At 70.5% G+C, this 17,922-nt stretch carries 13 protein-coding genes; 6 read left to right on the top strand and 7 right to left on the bottom strand.

Translation table 11 applies throughout. The annotated features are described in order from the left end of the window. Window positions 1-25: 25 nt before the first annotated feature. Entirely contained in the window at window positions 26-382 is a 357-nt protein-coding gene (locus tag OG542_RS29625; RefSeq protein WP_003989692.1) for a HesB/IscA family protein, read from the bottom strand. Between the two features lie 283 nt (window positions 383-665). Here OG542_RS29625 and nadA point away from each other — a divergent pair, with 283 nt between their 5' ends. The 4 genes from nadA to OG542_RS29605 all read left to right on the top strand — a co-directional run bounded on the left by nadA (window position 666) and on the right by OG542_RS29605 (window position 9,231). Beyond that, window positions 666-1,850 (top strand): quinolinate synthase NadA, encoded by a 1,185-nt coding sequence (gene nadA / locus OG542_RS29620; RefSeq protein WP_311125256.1) that lies wholly within the window; start codon window positions 666-668, stop codon window positions 1,848-1,850. A 175-nt stretch (window positions 1,851-2,025) separates the two neighbouring features. Continuing rightward, window positions 2,026-3,471, top strand: a complete 1,446-nt coding sequence (locus OG542_RS29615) for an esterase/lipase family protein (RefSeq protein ID WP_328414766.1) — start codon at window positions 2,026-2,028, stop codon at window positions 3,469-3,471. Next, a complete protein-coding gene (locus OG542_RS29610; protein WP_328414764.1) occupies window positions 3,464-8,530 on the top strand; it encodes a tetratricopeptide repeat protein in 5,067 nt (1,688 codons plus the stop codon). The genes OG542_RS29615 and OG542_RS29610 overlap by 8 nt, the downstream gene beginning before the upstream one ends. Further along, on the top strand, window positions 8,527-9,231 hold the full coding sequence (locus OG542_RS29605; RefSeq protein ID WP_328414762.1) for a CHAT domain-containing protein: 705 nt from the start codon (window positions 8,527-8,529) through the stop codon (window positions 9,229-9,231). The genes OG542_RS29610 and OG542_RS29605 overlap by 4 nt, the downstream gene beginning before the upstream one ends. Before the next feature lie 148 nt (window positions 9,232-9,379). On the opposite strand, the gene OG542_RS29600 is transcribed toward OG542_RS29605, so the two are convergent. The 5 genes from OG542_RS29600 to OG542_RS29580 all read right to left on the bottom strand — a co-directional run bounded on the left by OG542_RS29600 (window position 9,380) and on the right by OG542_RS29580 (window position 15,826). Next, the gene (locus tag OG542_RS29600; RefSeq protein ID WP_328414760.1) at window positions 9,380-12,499 is read right to left on the bottom strand and encodes an efflux RND transporter permease subunit; all 3,120 of its coding nucleotides are present in this window, start codon (window positions 12,497-12,499) and stop codon (window positions 9,380-9,382) included. A gap of 159 nt (window positions 12,500-12,658) precedes the next feature. Continuing rightward, the gene (locus tag OG542_RS29595) at window positions 12,659-13,342 is read right to left on the bottom strand and encodes a response regulator (RefSeq protein ID WP_193483646.1); all 684 of its coding nucleotides are present in this window, start codon (window positions 13,340-13,342) and stop codon (window positions 12,659-12,661) included. Next, window positions 13,339-14,556: a sensor histidine kinase gene (locus OG542_RS29590; RefSeq protein ID WP_328414757.1), complete on the bottom strand. Its 1,218-nt coding sequence runs from the start codon at window positions 14,554-14,556 to the stop codon at window positions 13,339-13,341. The genes OG542_RS29595 and OG542_RS29590 overlap by 4 nt, the downstream gene beginning before the upstream one ends. Window positions 14,557-14,720: 164 nt before the next feature. Next, entirely contained in the window at window positions 14,721-14,999 is a 279-nt protein-coding gene (gene pspAA, locus OG542_RS29585; protein ID WP_311125263.1) for a PspA-associated protein PspAA, read from the bottom strand. 23 nt (window positions 15,000-15,022) lie between these two features. Beyond that, window positions 15,023-15,826, bottom strand: a complete 804-nt coding sequence (locus OG542_RS29580) for a PspA/IM30 family protein (RefSeq protein ID WP_184596376.1) — start codon at window positions 15,824-15,826, stop codon at window positions 15,023-15,025. A 306-nt stretch (window positions 15,827-16,132) separates the two neighbouring features. Here OG542_RS29580 and OG542_RS29575 point away from each other — a divergent pair, with 306 nt between their 5' ends. Together OG542_RS29575 and OG542_RS29570 are read left to right on the top strand one after the other, a co-directional pair. After that, on the top strand, window positions 16,133-16,732 hold the full coding sequence (locus tag OG542_RS29575) for a DUF3043 domain-containing protein (RefSeq protein WP_311125264.1): 600 nt from the start codon (window positions 16,133-16,135) through the stop codon (window positions 16,730-16,732). An 80-nt stretch (window positions 16,733-16,812) separates the two neighbouring features. After that, window positions 16,813-17,517, top strand: a complete 705-nt coding sequence (locus OG542_RS29570; protein WP_311130272.1) for a class I SAM-dependent methyltransferase — start codon at window positions 16,813-16,815, stop codon at window positions 17,515-17,517. 37 nt (window positions 17,518-17,554) lie between these two features. On the opposite strand, the gene OG542_RS29565 is transcribed toward OG542_RS29570, so the two are convergent. Then, window positions 17,555-17,767: a hypothetical protein gene (locus OG542_RS29565; protein WP_328414754.1), complete on the bottom strand. Its 213-nt coding sequence runs from the start codon at window positions 17,765-17,767 to the stop codon at window positions 17,555-17,557. Between the last annotated feature and the right edge of the window lie 155 nt (window positions 17,768-17,922).

Genomic DNA, 17,922 nt, shown 5'->3' with positions numbered 1-17,922 from the left:
TGCCGCCGCTGGCGGCCCGGCAGGCTCAGCTGAAGGAGTCGCCGCAGGCGCAGGAGCCGGTCGCGTTCGGGTTGTCGATCGTGAAGCCCTGCTTCTCGATCGTGTCCACGAAGTCGATCGTGGCACCGCCCAGGTACGGAGCGCTCATGCGGTCCGTGACGACCTTCACACCGCCGAAGTCCTTCTCCACGTCGCCGTCGAGGGAACGCTCGTCGAAGAAGAGCTGGTAGCGCAGGCCGGAGCAGCCGCCGGGCTGGACGGCGACGCGCAGCGCGAGGTCGTCGCGGCCTTCCTGGTCGAGCAGGGTCTTGACCTTGTCCGCGGCGGCGTCGGTCAGGATGATGCCGTCGCTGACGGTGGTGGTCTCGTCCGATACGGACATCTACATCTCTCCCGGGTTGTACGGAGACTGCTTGCCGACGGGTCCAACCGGCGGGGCCGCGGATTCATTCCGGGCCGGGCGCTCGATTTACGGCTCCGTTTCATGCTCGCACACCCGCCGGGAACCGGAAAACGGCTCTTTCCCGGTCTTCCCGGGAATGAACGGCGGCTCACCGGGATTCACGTCACACAGACGCTATGGCCATCGTCAACGTGACGTGAAGCGGTTATGATAGATAGCGTCAAATCGACGAAAAGTCGCAGAAACAGAAAGGGTGCGTGCCGTGACCACCGCCCAGACCCAGGAGCTCGACGTACAGCCGACGCCCCTCGCCCTGCTGCTCCTCGGCCGTGAGGCCGACCCGAAGAGCGAGCGCGGTGTGGAGTGTCCCGGCGACCTGCCCTCGCCGTCCGACCCGGACCTGGTGGAGCGCGCCCGCAAGGCGAAGGAGAAGCTCGGGGACAAGGTCTTCGTGCTCGGCCACCACTACCAGCGCGACGAGGTCATCCAGTTCGCTGACGTGACCGGTGACTCGTTCAAGCTGGCCCGGGACGCGGCCGCCCGCCCGGAGGCGGAGTACATCGTGTTCTGCGGCGTGCACTTCATGGCGGAGTCCGCGGACATCCTGACGTCCGACGACCAGAAGGTCGTCCTGCCCGACCTCGCCGCCGGCTGCTCGATGGCCGACATGGCGACGGCCGAGCAGGTCGCCGAGTGCTGGGACGTGCTGACCGAGGCCGGCATAGCCGAGCAGGTCGTGCCCGTCTCGTACATGAACTCGTCCGCCGACATCAAGGCGTTCACGGGCAAGCACGGCGGCACGATCTGCACCTCGTCCAACGCCAAGCGGGCCCTGGACTGGGCCTTCGAGCAGGGCGAGAAGGTGCTCTTCCTGCCGGACCAGCACCTTGGCCGCAACACCGCCGTGCGGGACATGGGCATGTCCCTGGAGGACTGCGTCCTCTACAACCCGCACAAGCCGAACGGCGGTCTGACGGCCGACGAGCTGCGCGCCGCCAAGATGATCCTGTGGCGCGGCCACTGCTCGGTGCACGGCCGCTTCAGCCTCGACTCGGTGAACGACGTGCGCGAGCGCATCCCGGGCGTGAACGTCCTGGTCCACCCCGAGTGCAAGAACGAGGTCGTCGCCGCGGCGGACTACGTCGGCTCGACGGAGTACATCATCAAGGCCCTGGAGGCCGCGCCGGCCGGCTCCAAGTGGGCCATCGGCACGGAGCTGAACCTGGTCCGCCGCCTGGCGAACCGTTTCGCGCCCGAGGGCAAGGAGATCGTCTTCCTCGACAAGACGGTCTGCTTCTGCTCGACGATGAACCGCATCGACCTCCCCCACCTGGTCTGGGCCCTGGAGTCCCTGGCCGAGGGCAACCTCGTCAACCGCATCGAGGTGGACAAGGAGACGGAGGCGTTCGCGAAGCTGGCGCTGGAGCGGATGCTGGCGCTGCCGTAGCGGGTACGAGAAGGGGTGACGCCCACCGTGGCCGGCGTCACCCCTTCTCCACGCAGGACGCAGGCCAGAGCGCATTTCATGTTTCGTGCGGACAGTTCCGCATTCCTCATGTCCGGCCCACTCCGCCGTCATTACGCTGACCCCTCACAGCACGACGCGCACATACAGGGGCGGCATGACGACACAGCGCGGCCGGGTCGACGATCTCGTGGTCGTGGTTCCGGGGATCATGGGCAGCCGGCTGACGGACGCGGACGGGAACGAGTTGTGGGGGCTCTCGGGAAAGGCCCTGTTACGAGGGATCAGGACCTTCGGGAGGTCCGTGACCCGGCTGGTCCTCCCGTCCGACCTGGGAGACGGCCACCCCGGTGACGGCGTCCGGCCCGCCGGACCGATGCCCGATCTGCATGCCCTGCCCGGGGTCGGGCCGCTCGTCGACGGCTACAACGGGCTGCTGGACTGGCTGGAGCGGCACTTCACCCTGCGACGGCGGCTGCCTGGCGACGCCCCTGGCACACCGGTGAACCTGGTGGACTTCTCGTACGACTGGCGGCTCTCCTGCCGGTACAACGCCGAACGGCTCGGCGAACGGGTGGAGGAGGAACTCGGCCGCTGGCGGGCCTCTGCGGCCGGGCGGGCGGAGGCCAGGGTCGTGTTCGTGTGCCACTCGATGGGCGGACTGGTGACCCGGCAGTACGTCGAGCTGGGCGGCGGCGCGGAGGTCACCCGGCGGGTGATCACGCTCGGGACGCCGTACCGGGGGTCGCTGGACGCTCTGCTGTACCTGGTGAACGGGCTGCGGCCGGGGTTCGGCCCGCTTCGGCTGGATCTGGCGCGGTTCGCACGCAGCCTGCCGTCCCTGCATCAGCTCACCCCGGACTACGCGTGTCTGGTGGGTGGCGGCACGGACGCGGAGAACCTCCGGTACGCGCGTGAGGTCACCGGGCTGCCGGGGGTCGACGAGGCCCTGCTCAAGGACGCGGCGCTGTTCCATTCGGCGTTGCGCGAGTCCCGCACGTCAGCCGCCTACGGGGTGGAGTACCTGCCGGTCAGCGGGGTCCTGCAGCCCACTCCGACCACGGCCCGGCCGGGAGACGACGGCCGGCTCTCGCCGCTGCTCACCATCGGTGACGCGGATGAGGGCGGCGACGGGCGCGTGCCCCGTCTGTCCAGCGCCCACCTCACGGGCGTACGGCGCCCCGCGTACACCCCGTGGGAACAGCACGGTTCGCTGCAGAACAACTCCGCCGTCCGCTGGGCGCTGTGGGGGTGGCTCACACCTGAGCTGCCGGTGCACCGGGGCCTGGAGGACGCGGCGGCGAGGCCGCTCGGAGTGCGCGCGCCGGAGGTGCTGGCGGCAGGCGAGGCGGCGGAGGTCGAGGTGTCGGTCCCCCGGGACGTCCCCGGGCACGACGAGCTGGCGCTCGCCCTGAGCGTGGACGACGGCCCCGAACACTCGCTGCGGAACCGGGGCGACGGGCGCTACACCGCTCCGCTCACCGGTCTCGCCCCCGGAGCGCACCGGCTGCGGGTCGGCGCACGGCACGCCCCGGAGGCCTCGGTGACGGCGTTGACGCTGGTGATGGAGCACGAGGGGGAAGAGGGCACCAGGGGTGAATGAGGCTTCGGAGTTCAAGGCCACCGCGCTGTGCGTGGTGTGCGAGTCGTACGACGACTCTCGGACCTTCCCTCAACTGGTGGGCGCCAAGGCCCAGATGGAGGAGATCGCCGGCCTCCTCGAAGGGCTGGGCTTCGACGTGCGGCTGGTGGGCGGTGGAAACCCGGACCGGGCTGCCTTCGACCGGGAGGTCGAGGAGTGGAGCGAGGGCTGGCGGCGGTCGGGGGGCCGTAAGCCCGCGTTGATCCTCTGGTCGGGGCACGGTGTCCTCGCCGACGACGAACTGCGGCTCGTCCTCAGCGATCTGAAGCCCGGCGACCACGTGGGGACGCGGAAGGTCCGGATACGCAGGCAGGGCGTGTCCACCGAGGAGCTGATCGGATACGCGGTCTCCTCGGAGGCCGATCAGATTCTGGTGGTCGTCGACACCTGCTATGCGGGCGACGGGGTCGGGGACGGCGTCCGGACCGCCCTGAAACACTGGTCCGAGATCTCCCTTCCGCCCGGCCGGACCAAGTGGCTCGGCAGCATGGCGAGCTGCCAGCGCAACGAGCCCTCGGACGGCGACGGCCCGCTGCTGCGGGCACTGGCGGCGGTGCTGCGGGAGGGCCCGCGGGCGGACGAGTACCTCAGTGCGTGGAGCGCGCACAACGAGCTCGTCAGTGGGGTCGACCTGCTGGCGGCGCTGCCGACCAGATGGGAGGCGGAGGGCCAGCGGCCCGCGCGCGCCGCCGTGGGCGACGAACGCCCGGCGTTTCCCAACCCCCTCGCCCGGCCGGGGACAGCGCCGGCCCTCGTGGAGCACCTGGTGCTCGCCGCGCGCGGCGTGGGCCACCGGGAGGAGGGCTGGTTCTTCAGCGGACGGCGGCAGGTGCTCGGGAAGATCACCGCGTGGATGGAGGCAGCGGCTCCCGGTCTCTTCCTCGTCACCGGGCCCGCAGGGTGCGGCAAGTCGGCGGTGCTCGGGCGCGTCGCGACGCTCGCGGACCCCGAGCAGCGCCAGGAGGCCGAGCGGCAGGGAGCGCTCCGGGAAGGTGACCCGGACCCGGGTGTACGGGACGCCCGGACCTTCGCGGCCGTGCACCTGCGGGGCCTCGACGCGACACAGGCCGCCGCCGAACTCGCCGCCCGGCTGGGGTTGCCCGAGCCGAGGAACGCGGACGCCCTGAGAGCCGAGCTGCGCGAGCTTCCGACGCCTCCCGTCCTGGTCCTCGACGGTCTCGACGAGGTTCCGGCCGAGCACACCCAGGGCGTGATCGAGGAGCTGGTCTTTCCGCTGAGCCGGATGCTCCCGGTGCTGGTCGGCTCCAGGGAACGGCCCTTCCGGGGCAGGCTGAAGGAGGGCGAGACCCTGCCGGACGCCCTGGTCCGCCACATCGGCGACAGCGTCACGACGGTGGACTTGGAGGCCGAGCCGGACACCCGGCAGGACATCGCCGAGTACGTACGGCGGCGTTGCGTGGCCGCCGAGGTCGATGGGGCCGGGGTCGCCGAGGCCTTGGCGGACCGCGCGACGGCACAGGACGGGGGGTTCCTCTTCGCCCGGCTGGTCACCGGCTTCCTGGTCGCACGGCTCCGAGAGCTCGGGGGCCTCCGGGACACGGAGGACCTGCTCGCCGGGCTGCCCGACTCCGTGGAGGCCGCGTTCGAGGAGGACCTTCGCTCCGGCCCACGGCTGAAGCGCGACGACGGCACCGAACTCCCCTCGGCGGCGCGGGACCTCCTCACGGCGCTCGCGTGGGCCGCCGGCCGGGGCATGCCCGCGGGCGGCGTCTGGGAGGCGGTGGCCTCGGCGCTCGGCGGGCAGGGTGTCGTCTACGACGAGGGCGACGTGGACTGGGTCCTGTCCGCCTACGGCCGCTACATCGTCGAGGACGGTGCGGGCACCCAGGCCGTGTACCGGCTGTACCACCGGGAGTTCGTCTCACATCTGAGGAGGCGCGAGGGGCCCGAGAGGACGGCCGCCGAGGTGGTCGTGCTGCGGGCGGTGGTGGACCTCCTCAAGCGGCAGGCCGAGGCCGGAGGCTGGGAGCGGGTCGATCCATACGTACGGACCTGGCTGCCCCGCCACGCGGCGTGGGCCAGCGTCCCGGGGCCGGGCATCGACGTGCTGCGCGACCTTGTGCTGTGGGACCGGGAGAACGCCCTGCCGCATCTGGCGGAGGCGCTGCTCGAGGTCTCCGCCGCCTTGTCGGGGAACGCGCGTCATACGGCTGCCGTGGAATTCGCTCGCGAGGCGACCGACATCAACAGGGACCTGGCTGACAGAGACACGAACTATCTCCCCGACCTCGCCATGGCACTCAACAACCTCGCCAACCGCCTGGCCGAGACCGGAGACCGCCAAGGCGCACTCGAACCCGCACACGAAGCCGTACACATCCGACGCCAACTCGCCCACACCAACCCCGCCGCCTACCTCCCCAACCTCGCCATGGCACTCAACAACCTCGCCATCCGCCTGGCCGAGACCGGAGACCGCCAAGGCGCACTCGAACCCGCACACGAAGCCGTACGCCACTACACCCAACTCGCCCACACCAACCCCGCCGCCTACCTCCCCAACCTCGCCGGGGCACTCAACAACCTCGCCAACCACCTCGCCGAGACCGGAGACCGCCAAGGCGCACTCGAACCCGCACACGAAGCCGTACGCCACTACACCCAGCTCGCCCACACCAACCCGGCCGCCTACCTCCCCGACCTCGCCACATCACTCAACAACCTCGCCGCAACCCTGGCCGAGATCGGAGACCGCCAAGGCGCACTCGAACCCGCACACGAAGCCGTACGCCACTACACCCAACTCGCCCACACCAACCCCGCCGCCTACCTCCCCGAACTCGCCGGGGCACTCAACAACCTCGCCGCAACCCTCGCCGAGACCGGAGACCGCCAAGGCGCACTCGAACCCGCCCACCAAGCCCTACACATCCGACGCCAACTCGCCCACACCAACCCGGCCGCCTACCTCCCCGACCTCGCCGGATCGCTCAACAACCTGGCCAACCGCCTGGCCGAGACCGGAGACCGCCAAGGCGCACTCGAACCCGCACACGAAGCCGTACGCCACTACACCCAACTCGCCCACACCAACCCCGCCGCCTACCTCCCCGACCTCGCCATGGCACTCAACAACCTCGCCAACCGCCTCGCCGCCACCGGAGACCGCCAAGGCGCACTCGAACCCGCACACGAAGCCGTACGCATCCGACGCCAACTCGCCCACACCAACCCCGCCGCCTACCTCCCCGACCTCGCCACATCACTCAACAACCTCGCCAACCACCTCGCCGCCACCGGAGACCGCCAAGGCGCACTCGAACCCGCCCACGAAGCCGTACGCATCCGACGCCAACTCGCCCACACCAACCCCGCCGCCTACCTCCCCAACCTCGCCGGATCGCTCAACAACCTCGCCAACCACCTCGCCGCCACCGGAGACCGCCAAGGCGCACTCGAACCCGCCCACCAAGCCGTACGCCACTACACCCAACTCGCCCACACCAACCCCGCCGCCTACCTCCCCGACCTCGCCACATCACTCAACAACCTCGCCAACCACCTCGCCGCCACCGGAGACCGCCAAGGCGCACTCGAACCCGCCCACCAAGCCGTACGCCACTACACCCAACTCGCCCACGCCAACCCCGCCGCCTACCTCCCCGACCTCGCCACATCACTCAACAACCTCGCCGCCCACCTGGCCGAGACCGGAGACCGCCAAGGGGCCCTCGAACCCGCACACGAAGCCGTACGCATCCGACGCCAACTCGCCCACACCAACCCCGCCGCCTACCTCCCCGACCTCGCCACATCGCTCAACAACCTGGCCAACCGCCTGGCCGAGACCGGAGACCGCCAAGGGGCCCTCGAACCCGCACACGAAGCCGTACGCATCCGACGCCAACTCGCCCACACCAACCCCGCCGCCTACCTCCCCAACCTCGCCACATCACTCAACAACCTGGCCAACCACCTCGCCGAGACCGGAGATGAACCAGCCGCCATCCAGGCCTACACGGACACGGCCGCCGGGCTCGCTCAGGCCCATCCGGCCGCCACACGCGCGATCGAGTACGAGCGTGCGGCCTTCCAGCTCGGACGTCCCGAGCCCACGCGCGCGTCCGGTCTCCTGGAACTCATCCGCATCGTCAACGACGAGTCGGCCGACCAACCCGGTGAGATCGTCCTGCGCGCCCGGCAAACGCTCCGGGCCCACGCCCTCACATCTCGTGACAGTCACGAGTCTCTGAAGCAGACCTGGCGGCAGGAGACAGACACCGCCGTCCCAGACTGGCTGTCGCTGTCAGAGGACACCCTGAGCCTGGTCGTCGAGTGGGTGAACACGCCCACCTGGACGGACAGCCGGACCTTCTGGTCACGCCACGCCGACGCCCTCGGCGCCGACGAAGCCTCGACAGCATTGGCGGAGTTCGCGCTCGCCTGGCCGGTCGCCGAGCAGCACCAGCGCATCAGGGAACTGGTCCTCTCCGAAGGCATGAACGCCGTCTTTCCGGCCCTGATCCTCCGTGACACGCTCTCCGGCTGGCTGGCGTGCGAGAACTGGGACGACTCGAAGCGCTTTCTCCAGGAGCACAGCGAACTGCTCCTCGACGAGTCCGCCGAGAACACCCTCACCGAAAACGACGACGTCACCCCCGGCATCGCGGTTCACGCGGCCCTCCTGCGCATCGCCCGCGCCGAAGACATCGACACCGCGTTCCAGTGCGTCCAGAACCGAGACGCCCTCCAGCGGCATGTTCTCCGTGCTCTGAACGACGGTGACGCCCAGGCACTCGCGTACGTCGCCGCCGTCGAAGGCTTGGTCTTCGACGACGAGCTTTCCTCCGCCACCCACCACCAGGCCGCCCTCCTCCTCGCCGGTGACCCGGAGTCCCTGGACCTGGACGCCCTCGCCGAGGCGGCGTCCGAAGCCGACCCGGAGACCCGCAACCGGCTCACCTCCGAACTGGCGGCCCTCGCCACCCGCTCCCCCGATCCGCAGCACACCGCCCACTGGTTCCGCCTGGTCCAAGCCCTTACCCAGACCCGCCCATGACACCGGTGTACGTCGTCTGCCTGGTCCTGGCCGCCGCCCCCTCCCTTCCGAACGCGCCCAACGTGCTGGAGGAGCACCGCGACGTCCAGCAGAGCATCACGTACTCCCGCTACGGCCACACCGTCCGGCTGGACACCCTCCCAGCCGCCCGCTGGGACGACCTGGCCCAGTACCTGGCCGACACCACACCCCATGTACTCCACTTCGCGGGGCGGGGCACACCCGGCGGCGGCCCCCGGTTCGTCACCGACGACGGCGGCGAGTCCTCGGTGGCCCTGGACGGCCTGCGCCGCTGTGTCACCGCTGCCGGCGCGAACGGCCTCCACCTGGTCGTCCTGAACGCCTGCTGGACCGCCCACTTGGCCAAGGAGTTCAGCGACGCGGTTCCCGCCGCCATCGGCTGGCAGGCCGAGGTCGCCGACGTTCACGCACGCGGCTACGCGCGGGTCTTCCACCGCAATCTCGCCGGAGGCGAGTCCGTGACCAAGGCCCACGCGACCGCCCGCATGATGCTGGACCTCGCCGGTTGCGCGAGCCCGCCGACGCTGCACACCGGCGCTGGGCGCATCCCCGAGGCGCACTTCCTCATCGGTCCGGAGGCACGCTCCGTACCTCGACAGGCACCGCTCAGCCTCCGCTACCAGCAGTCCGGCACCCACCTGCGCAAACCCCGCTTCCGCCCGCCACCCCCGCAGTTCTGACCACCCGCCGGGCTCATCCTGCGTCCCGGCCACCGCCTGGGACGCGTTCGTCACGTGCCTCAAGGGCCAGGACACCCTCCCCCGCTGAAAACGAAGGGGCGCCCCGTGGCTCACGCTCACGGGGCGCCCCTCGTCGTGCGTACGGCTGTCAGACCTGAGCCGGCTCCGGCTCCTCGGCCGTCTCCGTGCGCTGGGCCGGAAGGCCCTTCTTGGCCGCCCGCTTCTTCGCCCGGCGCTCCTTGCGGAGCTCGACCATCGCGTACAGCGTCGGCACGAGCAGCAGGGTCAGCAGGGTCGACGTGACCAGGCCGCCGATCACGACCACGGCCAGCGGCTGGGCGATGAAGCCGCCCTCGCCGGTGATGCCGAGGGCCATCGGCAGCAGGGCGAAGATCGTCGCCAGGGCGGTCATGAGGATCGGGCGCAGCCGGTGCCGACCGCCCTCGACCACGGCCTCGACGACGCCGTAGCCCTGCTTGCGGTACTGGTTGATCAGGTCGATCAGCACGATCGCGTTCGTCACCACGATGCCGATCAGCATCAGCATGCCGATCATCGCGGGGACACCCATCGGGGTGCCGGTTGCGATCAGCAGGCCGATCGCGCCCGTGGCCGCGAACGGGATGGAGACGAGCAGGATCAGCGGCTGGACCAGGGACCGGAAGGTGCTGACCAGCAGCATGAAGACGATCGCGATGGCCGCCAGCATCGCCAGGCCCAGGTTGGCGAACGCCTCGTCCTGGTCCTCGGAGACACCGCCGATGGACGCCGTGGCGCCCGCCGGGAGCTTCAGCGCGCTGATCTCGGACTGGAGCTTGGTGCTCACCGCGCCCGTGTTGTCACCGGTCGGCTTCGCGGAGATGGTGGCCGCGCGCTGACCGTCGATCCGGGTCATGGACACCGGCCCGTCGATCTGCTTCACCGTCGCTATGTCGCCGAGCTTCACCGCGCCCAGGCGCAGGTCCTGAAGCTGCTCCAGCGTCCGCGCGGGCTCGGCCGAGCGGATGACGACGTCGCGCTCGCTGTCGTCCAGGGTCGCCTTGGCCGCGTTGGTGCCGCGGATCGCCTGTGCGACGGCGGCGCCCAGGGTCTGGTCGTTGAAGCCGGCCGCGGCCGCCTTGTCGTTGGCCTTCACCGAGATGCGCGGCACGCTCTGCGCCAGGTCGCTGGTGACGTCCGTGACGTCGTCGAGCGAGGCGACCGTCTTGCGGACCTCCTCGGACGCCGTACGCAGGACATCGGCGTCGGCGGCCTTCACCACGACGCTGAGGTCCTGGGCACCGAAGCCGTCACCGGCGGCGATGGTGGTCGTGCCGATGCCCTTGAGACCGGCCAGGCCCTTCTCGATGCTGTCCTGCACGTCCTCGAACGGCACGGAGTCGTCCAGCATCACCTGGTACGAGGCCTGGTTGCTGTCCGTGCCGCCGCCGAAGGCGGCCATGAAGCCGGACGAACCGATCGTGACCTGGTAGTCCTTCACGCCCTTGGTGTCGGCGAGCAGCTGCTCGACCTTCTTCGCCTGGGCGTCGGTCGCCGCCAGGCTGGTGCCGGGCTTCAGCTCCTGCTTGACGCTGATGACTTCCTGCTCGCCCTGGTCGAAGAAGTTCGTCTTCAGCAGGGGCGCCATGCCGAACGTGCCGACGAGGACGACGATCGCGAGCGCCACGCTGGTGAGGCGGCGGCGGGTCGCGAAGCGCAGGACCGGGACGTAGATGCGCTGAAGGCGGCTCTTGGCCTCCTTCTCCTCCGCGATCCGGCGCGCCTCGTCCGCGTCCTCGGGGGTGCCCTTCGGGGGACGCAGGAACCAGTACGACAGGACCGGTACGACCGTCAGGGAGACGAGCAGGGACGCCAGCAGCGCGGCCGTCACCGTCAGGCTGAACGAGCCGAACAGCTCGCCCACCATGCCGCCGACCAGGCCGATCGGCAGGAACACCGCGACCGTGGTGAGCGTCGAGGACGTCACCGCGCCCGCGACCTCACGGACGGCCTGGAGGATCGCCGAATGACGCTCCTCGCCGTAGCCGAGGTGCCGCTTGATGTTCTCCAGGACCACGATCGAGTCGTCGACGACACGTCCGATGGCGATCGTCAGCGCGCCCAGCGTCAGGACGTTCAGCGACAGGTCGCGTGTCCACAGCACGATCAGGGCGAGGACCACGGACAGTGGGATGGACACCGCCGTCACGAGGGTGGAGCGGATCGAGGCCAGGAAGACCAGGATCACCAGGACCGCGAAGAGCAGACCGAGCGCGCCCTCGGTGGTCAGGCCCTTGATGGACTTCGACACCGCCGGGCCCTGGTCGCTGACGACCGTGAGGCTCGCGCCGGAGCCGAGGTCCTTGCGCAGGTCCGGGAGCTTGTCCCGGACGGCATCGGAGATCGCGACCGCGCTGCCGTCGCGGTCCATGGTGACGGCGACCGAGAGGCTGGGCTTGCCGTCCGTGCGGGTGATGGAGTCGGCCGGGGCCTCCTGCTGCTTCACGGTGGCGACATCGCCGAGGCGCACCGGCTCGCCCTTGCCGGGCTCGCCCGTGACCATCAGGTCCTGGATCTGCTTCAGCGAGGTGAAGCCGCCGCCGACCTGGACCGTGCGGTTGGCGCCGTCCTCGTCGAAGGAGCCGGCCGGGACGGTGGCGCCGCCCGCCTGGAGTGCCTGCATGAGGGACTGCGGGGTGAGGCCCGCCTTCGCGAGCTTCGCGTCGTCGGGGGTGACGGCGACCTGGAGGTCCCGCACACCGTCGACGGTGACCTGGCCGACGCCGTCGATGCTCTTGAGGTCCGGTACGACGGTCTTGTCGAGCTGGTCGGCCAGGGCCTGCTGGTCCCGCTCGGAGCTGACGGCGAGGACGACGGTCGGCATGTCGTCCGTGGACCCGGCGACGATCTGCGGGTCGACGTCGTCCGGGAGCTGGACGCGGGCCCGGTTGACGGCCTGCTGGACGTCGGCGACGAGCTGCTTGGTGTCGTTGCCGTAGTCGAAGGACGCCATGATCACGGCGTTGCCCTCGCTGGCGGTGGAGGTGACGCCGCTGATGCCGTCGACGGATTCGAGGTTGTCCTCGATGGGTTCGACGACCTGCTTCTCGACCACGTCCGGTGACGCGCCCTGGTACGGCGCCAGCACGGACACCATGGGCAGTTCGATGGTGGGCAGCAGCTGCTGCTTGAGCTGGGGTATCGCGATCGCCCCGAAGACGAGCGCGATGATCGACATCAGCCCTATCAGGGCCCGTTGCGCGAGGCTGAATTTCGACAGCCAGGACATGGGTGAGGGTCTCTCTTCTGTTAGCGGCAGAAGCGGCAGCGAGCGCGCAGACGAGCACCCGCCCCTACACCCTGAGCCATGGGGGACCGGGGTTTCGTAGGCCCCAGGTCCAGTTCCTTATGCGGCGCATACTCCCGCCGCAGTACACCCGGGTCGGGCTCACTCCACCCTTGGGCGGACCAGGCCGGACTCGTACGCGGTGACCACGAGCTGGGCCCTGTCCCGGGCGCCCAGCTTGGCCATGGCCCGGTTGACATGCGTCTTCACCGTCAGCGGGCTGACCTCGAGACGCTCGGCGATCTCGTCGTTGGAGTGTCCGCCGGCGACCTGGACGAGCACTTCGCGCTCCCTACCGGTGAGCGAGTCGAGCCGCTCGGCGCGGGCCGGGTCGCGGTCGCCGTCGTCGGCCGGGTCCTGGGCGAGGAAGCGGGCGATGAGGCCCGTGGTGGCCGCCGGGGACAGCAGGGCCTGGCCGCCGGCCGCGGTGCGGATGGCGATCAGCAGTTCCTCGGGCTCGGAGCCCTTGCCGAGGAAGCCGGAGGCGCCGGCGCGCAGCGACTGCACGACGTAGTCGTCGACCTCGAACGTCGTCAGGATGACCACGCGGACGTCGGCGAGTTCGGGGTCGGCGCTGATCATGCGGGTCGCGGCGAGACCGTCGGTGCCGGGCATCCGGATGTCCATGAGGACGACGTCGGCGTGCTGCTCCTTCGTCATCCGCACCGCTTCCGCGCCGTCGGACGCCTCGCCCACCACCTCCATGTCGGGCTCGGAGTCGACGAGCACACGGAAGGCGCTGCGGAGCAGCGCCTGGTCGTCGGCGAGCAGGACACGGATGGTCATGCGGGGTCCTCCCCGGTCGGTGTGCGGTTCTTGACCGGCAGGATCGCATGGATGCGGAAGCCGCCGCCGTAGCGAGGGCCGGTGGTGAGGGTGCCGCGCAGGGCGGTGACGCGCTCCCGCATGCCGAGCAGGCCGTGTCCGCCGCCGCTGCCCGGGTCCGCGTCGCCGCTGCCGTCGTCGAGCACGGTGATCTCGATGTTCGGTCCGACCCGTACGACGCTGACCTCGGCCTTGGCGTGCGGCCCGGCGTGCTTCTGCACGTTCGTCAGGGCCTCCTGGATGATCCGGTAGGCGGCCAGGTCGACGGCTGCGGGCAGGGCGCTGCCCTGGTCGGTGCGGGCGACCTCGATGCGCAGGCCGGCGTTGCGGAAGGTGCCGGCGAGTTCGTCGAGGCGGTCCAGGCCGGGGGCGGGTTCGGTGGGGGCCTCCGGGTCGCCGGACTGTCTGAGCAGGCCGACGGTGGCCCGCAGCTCGTTGAGGGCGGAGCGGCTGGCCTCCCGGACGTGGGCGAGGGCCTCCTTGGCCTGGTCGGGGCGCTTGTCCATGATGTGGGCGGCGACCCCGGCCTGGACGTTGACCAGGGCGATGTGGTGGGCGACGACGTCGTGCAGGTCGCGGGCGATGCGCAGGCGTTCCTCGGCGACCCGGCGGCGGGCCTCCTCCTCGCGGGTGCGTTCGGCGCGTTCGGCGCGTTCCCGGATGGCCTGGATGAAGGCGCGGCGACTGCGGACGGCGTCGCCGGCGGTGGCGCCGATGCCGGCCCAGGCCACGATGCCGAGGTTCTCCTGGGCGTACCAGGGCAGAGGGCCGGCGGCCATGGCGGCGCCGGTCAGCACGGTCGTGGTGAGCAGCCCGACCCGCCAGGTGGTGGGGCGGTCGGTGGTGGAGGCGACGGTGTACAGGGCGATGACGGCGGACATGGCGACGGGGGTGCGGGGGTCGCCGGTGACGGACTCCACGACGGAGACGGTACCGGTGAGGGCCAGGACCGTCATGGGGGCCCGGCGGCGGAAGACCAGTGCGGCGGCGCCGAGGACCATGAGGACGAGGCTGAGAGGGTCGGGGGTGCGCAGGGCCCAGCTGACGGTGTCGCGGTGCCGGGGCTCCACGAAGGAGCCGGCGACCATACAGGCCAGGACGCCGGCGGCCAGGACCGCGTCCACGGCCAGGGGGTGCGCCTTGGCCTGGACTTTGGCCCGCGCGAGTGTGCTCACGGCTGTTTACGGTAGCTGGGCGAGGTGTGCGGGGGTACGGGGCGGGTGTGAGGTGCTCGGCGTCGGCGTCGAGGCTCGGGCCGGGTGGGTCCGCAGCTCGGCGGTGCGAGGTGCCGCAGCGCCCACCCGTGCCGCCCCTGGCAGCACGCATGCCCGCAGCTGGGTCAGCCCGGGATCAAGCCGTCGTCGCTCAGGAAGTCCCTGACCTCTTCCAGGGTCGCGTCCGGGGACGGGAGGATCAGTTCCGATGGTTCCAGGGAGTCGTCGGGGAGGGGTTCGCCGAGGTCACGGACCTTGGTCAGCAGGGCCTGGAGGGTACGGCGGAAGGCGGGGCCGTCGCCGTTCTCCATTTCTGCCAGGAGCTCGTCGTCCAGCTTGTTCAGTTCGGTGAGGTGGCTGTCGGCCAGCCTCACCTGGCCCTCCCCCATGATCCGTACGATCATGTCGCCCTCCTAGGCGTGGGCCCCTACTGCTTGTCGAAGCGCGGGGTGTCCTGCGGCTGCTGCCGGTCCTGCTGCTGCGACTGGCTCGTGCCACCTTCGATGGCCTGCTGGTCGGCGGCCGGGCCGCCGGCCAGCTCCTGCTTCATCCGCTGCAGTTCCAGCTCTACATCCGTACCACCGGAGAGCCGGTCCAGCTCGGCCTGGATGTCGTCCTTGTGCATGCCGGACTGGTCGTCCAGCGCCCCGGAGGCGAGCAGTTCGTCGATCGCGCCGGCGCGGGCCTGGAGCTGGGCCGTCTTGTCCTCGGCGCGCTGGATCGCCATGCCGACGTCGCCCATCTCCTCCGAGATGCCGGAGAAGGCCTCGCCGATCCGGGTCTGCGCCTGGGCCGCCGTGTACGTCGCCTTGATCGTCTCCTTCTTCGTACGGAAGGCGTCGACCTTGGCCTGGAGCCGTTGGGCCGCGAGAGTGAGCTTCTCCTCCTCGCCCTGGAGCGTCGCGTGCTGCGTCTCCAGGTCGGTCACCTGCTGCTGGAGGGCGGCCCGGCGGGACAGCGCTTCACGGGCCAGGTCCTCACGACCCAGCGCGAGCGCCTTGCGGCCCTGGTCCTCCAGCGTGGAGGACTGCTTGTTCAGCTGGGCGAGCTGCAGCTCCAGTCGCTTGCGGCTGGTCGCCACGTCGGCGACGCCGCGGCGGACCTTCTGGAGCAGCTCCAGCTGCTTCTGGTACGAGTAGTCGAGGGTCTCGCGCGGGTCCTCGGCCCGGTCAAGGGCCTTGTTCGCCTTCGCGCGGAAGATCATCCCCATACGCTTCATGACACCGCTCATGGGCTTCGCGCGCCCCCTTCTGACCGACTCCGGCTGCAGCTCCTGCGACAGAACCCACAGTACGGGCCCTGCATCCATTACCGCACTGTTCGGGGACGGATGCGCTCATCCCCAAGGACGACTGTGGACGGCCTTGCTCCGGCGTAGGGAGTAGGTGATCCCCGGGGTTACCGGAGGCGTACATCCCGGGGAACGACCGGAGCCGTACACAACGTCCCCTCTGTCCCCATACAGACGACTGGTGTTGCCGGATCGTTCCCCACGGGACTGGGGTCCATGCCCGGGAAGCCCTTACCCTTGGGTTTTGTGTTCCGTAGCCGTGCGAAGGATGAGAAGGCCCAGGCCGCCGTGAAGGCGCCGGAGACCGACTCCAGTCAGCCCCGTCACCCCGAGGCCCGCAAGGGCCGTCCCACGCCCAAGCGCAGCCAGGCCCAGTCCCAGCGCCGCAGCGTGGCCAACACGTCGACGACGCGCAAGGAGGCCGCCAAGCGACAGCGCGCGGAGCGCCGTACCGCGATGGAGCGCCAGCGCCAGGCTCTGGCCAGCGGCGACGAGCGGTATCTGCCCGCCCGCGACAAGGGACCGGTCCGCCGGTTCGCGCGCGACTTCGTCGACTCGCGGTTCAACATCGCGGAGTTCTTCCTGCCGATGGCCGTGGTCATCCTCGTGCTGAGCATGGTGCGCGTGGCCTCGCTGCAGAACATCGCGCTGCTGCTGTGGCTCGTGGTGATCGTGCTGATCGTGCTCGACTCGTTCGTGTCGGCCTTCCGTCTGAAGAAGCAGCTGGCCGAGCGGTTCGCCGGCGAGAACAAGCGTGGCGCGGTCGCCTACGCCCTGATGCGTTCCCTCCAGATGCGCCGGCTCCGGCTGCCGAAGCCGCAGGTCAAGCGCGGAGAGCGGCCCTGACCACGACGCCGTTTTCCGAGAGCGCGGCGGATGCCTGGGTGAGTGGGCTGGGCGGGCTGCGCGATGTGGTCCGGCAGGAGCTGGTCGCCCGGCAGCTGGACGAGCAGATATCCGGGCGGTTCCCGGTCGGGAAGCGGCTGCGGGTGCTCGACGTGGGCATGGGCCAGGGCTCGCAGGCGCTGCGGCTGGCCCGGGCCGGGCACCAGGTGACCGGTCTGGAGCAGGACCCGAAGATGATCGCCGTGGCCCGGGAGTCCCTCGCGGGGGAACCCGAGGGCATCCGGGAGCGGATGCGGATCATCGAGGGCGACGGCCGGGACACCGGTGTGCACTTCCTGCCGGGCGCTTTCGACGTGGTCCTGTGTCATGGCGTGCTCATGTACGTGGAGGAGCCCGACCCGCTGCTGGCGGGTCTCGCCCGGATGCTCGCGCACGGCGGACTGCTGTCCCTGCTCGTGCGCAACGGGGACGCGCTCGCTCTGAGGCCGGGGCTGTCCGGCGCCTGGGCCGACGCGCTGACCGCCTTCGACACGACCGCTTACCGCAACCGGCTGGGGCTCGACGTACGGGCCGACCGGCTGAAGGACCTGACGTCGACGCTCGCGGGGATCGGGGCGCCGCTGCACGCCTGGTACGGGGTGCGCGTGTTCACGGACACGGCGGCGGACGGCGCGGAGGTCCCGGGCGACGCCCAGACGCTGCTCGCGGTGGAGGAGAAGGCCGGGCGGACCGATCCGTACCGCGGGGTGGCGGCGCTGCTGCACCTGTGCGGTGTGCGGGGCTGACGGAAGGGGGCGAGGGCCGTCGGCCCCCGCCCCGGGCTCACGCCTCGGCCGCGTGCAGGCTCATCGGCCCGTAGATCTCCGTGGCGTCCTCGAACAGCCACACCTGGTCGGCACCGCCTTCCTGCAGGGCCTTCCAGTGCTCCCCGATCCAGGACTCGGCATCCCCCTGGGTGGGGAAATCCTCCGGCGGCACCGCGGGCTGGACCTCAGTCCCGTCGGTCTTCTCGAACCGCCACGTCCATGCCGCCATGTACGCCTCCCATGTGTGTGAGCACACTGCACAGCGGAAGCCGGATCTTGGTCCGGCTTCCGTCCAGAGCCTATGCGCTCCGCTGGGTGGGGCGGGATAGGCGTCCCAGGAGTGCGGGTGGTTGGGCGTGTGCGGGTTGTGGTGGGCTGGTCGCG

It is taken from the genome of Streptomyces violaceus, assembly GCF_036014075.1.
Classification (GTDB): domain Bacteria; phylum Actinomycetota; class Actinomycetes; order Streptomycetales; family Streptomycetaceae; genus Streptomyces; species Streptomyces violaceus.
The sequence above is the reverse complement of the archived record's forward strand: the minus strand, read 5'-3'. Positions and strand labels throughout refer to the sequence as shown.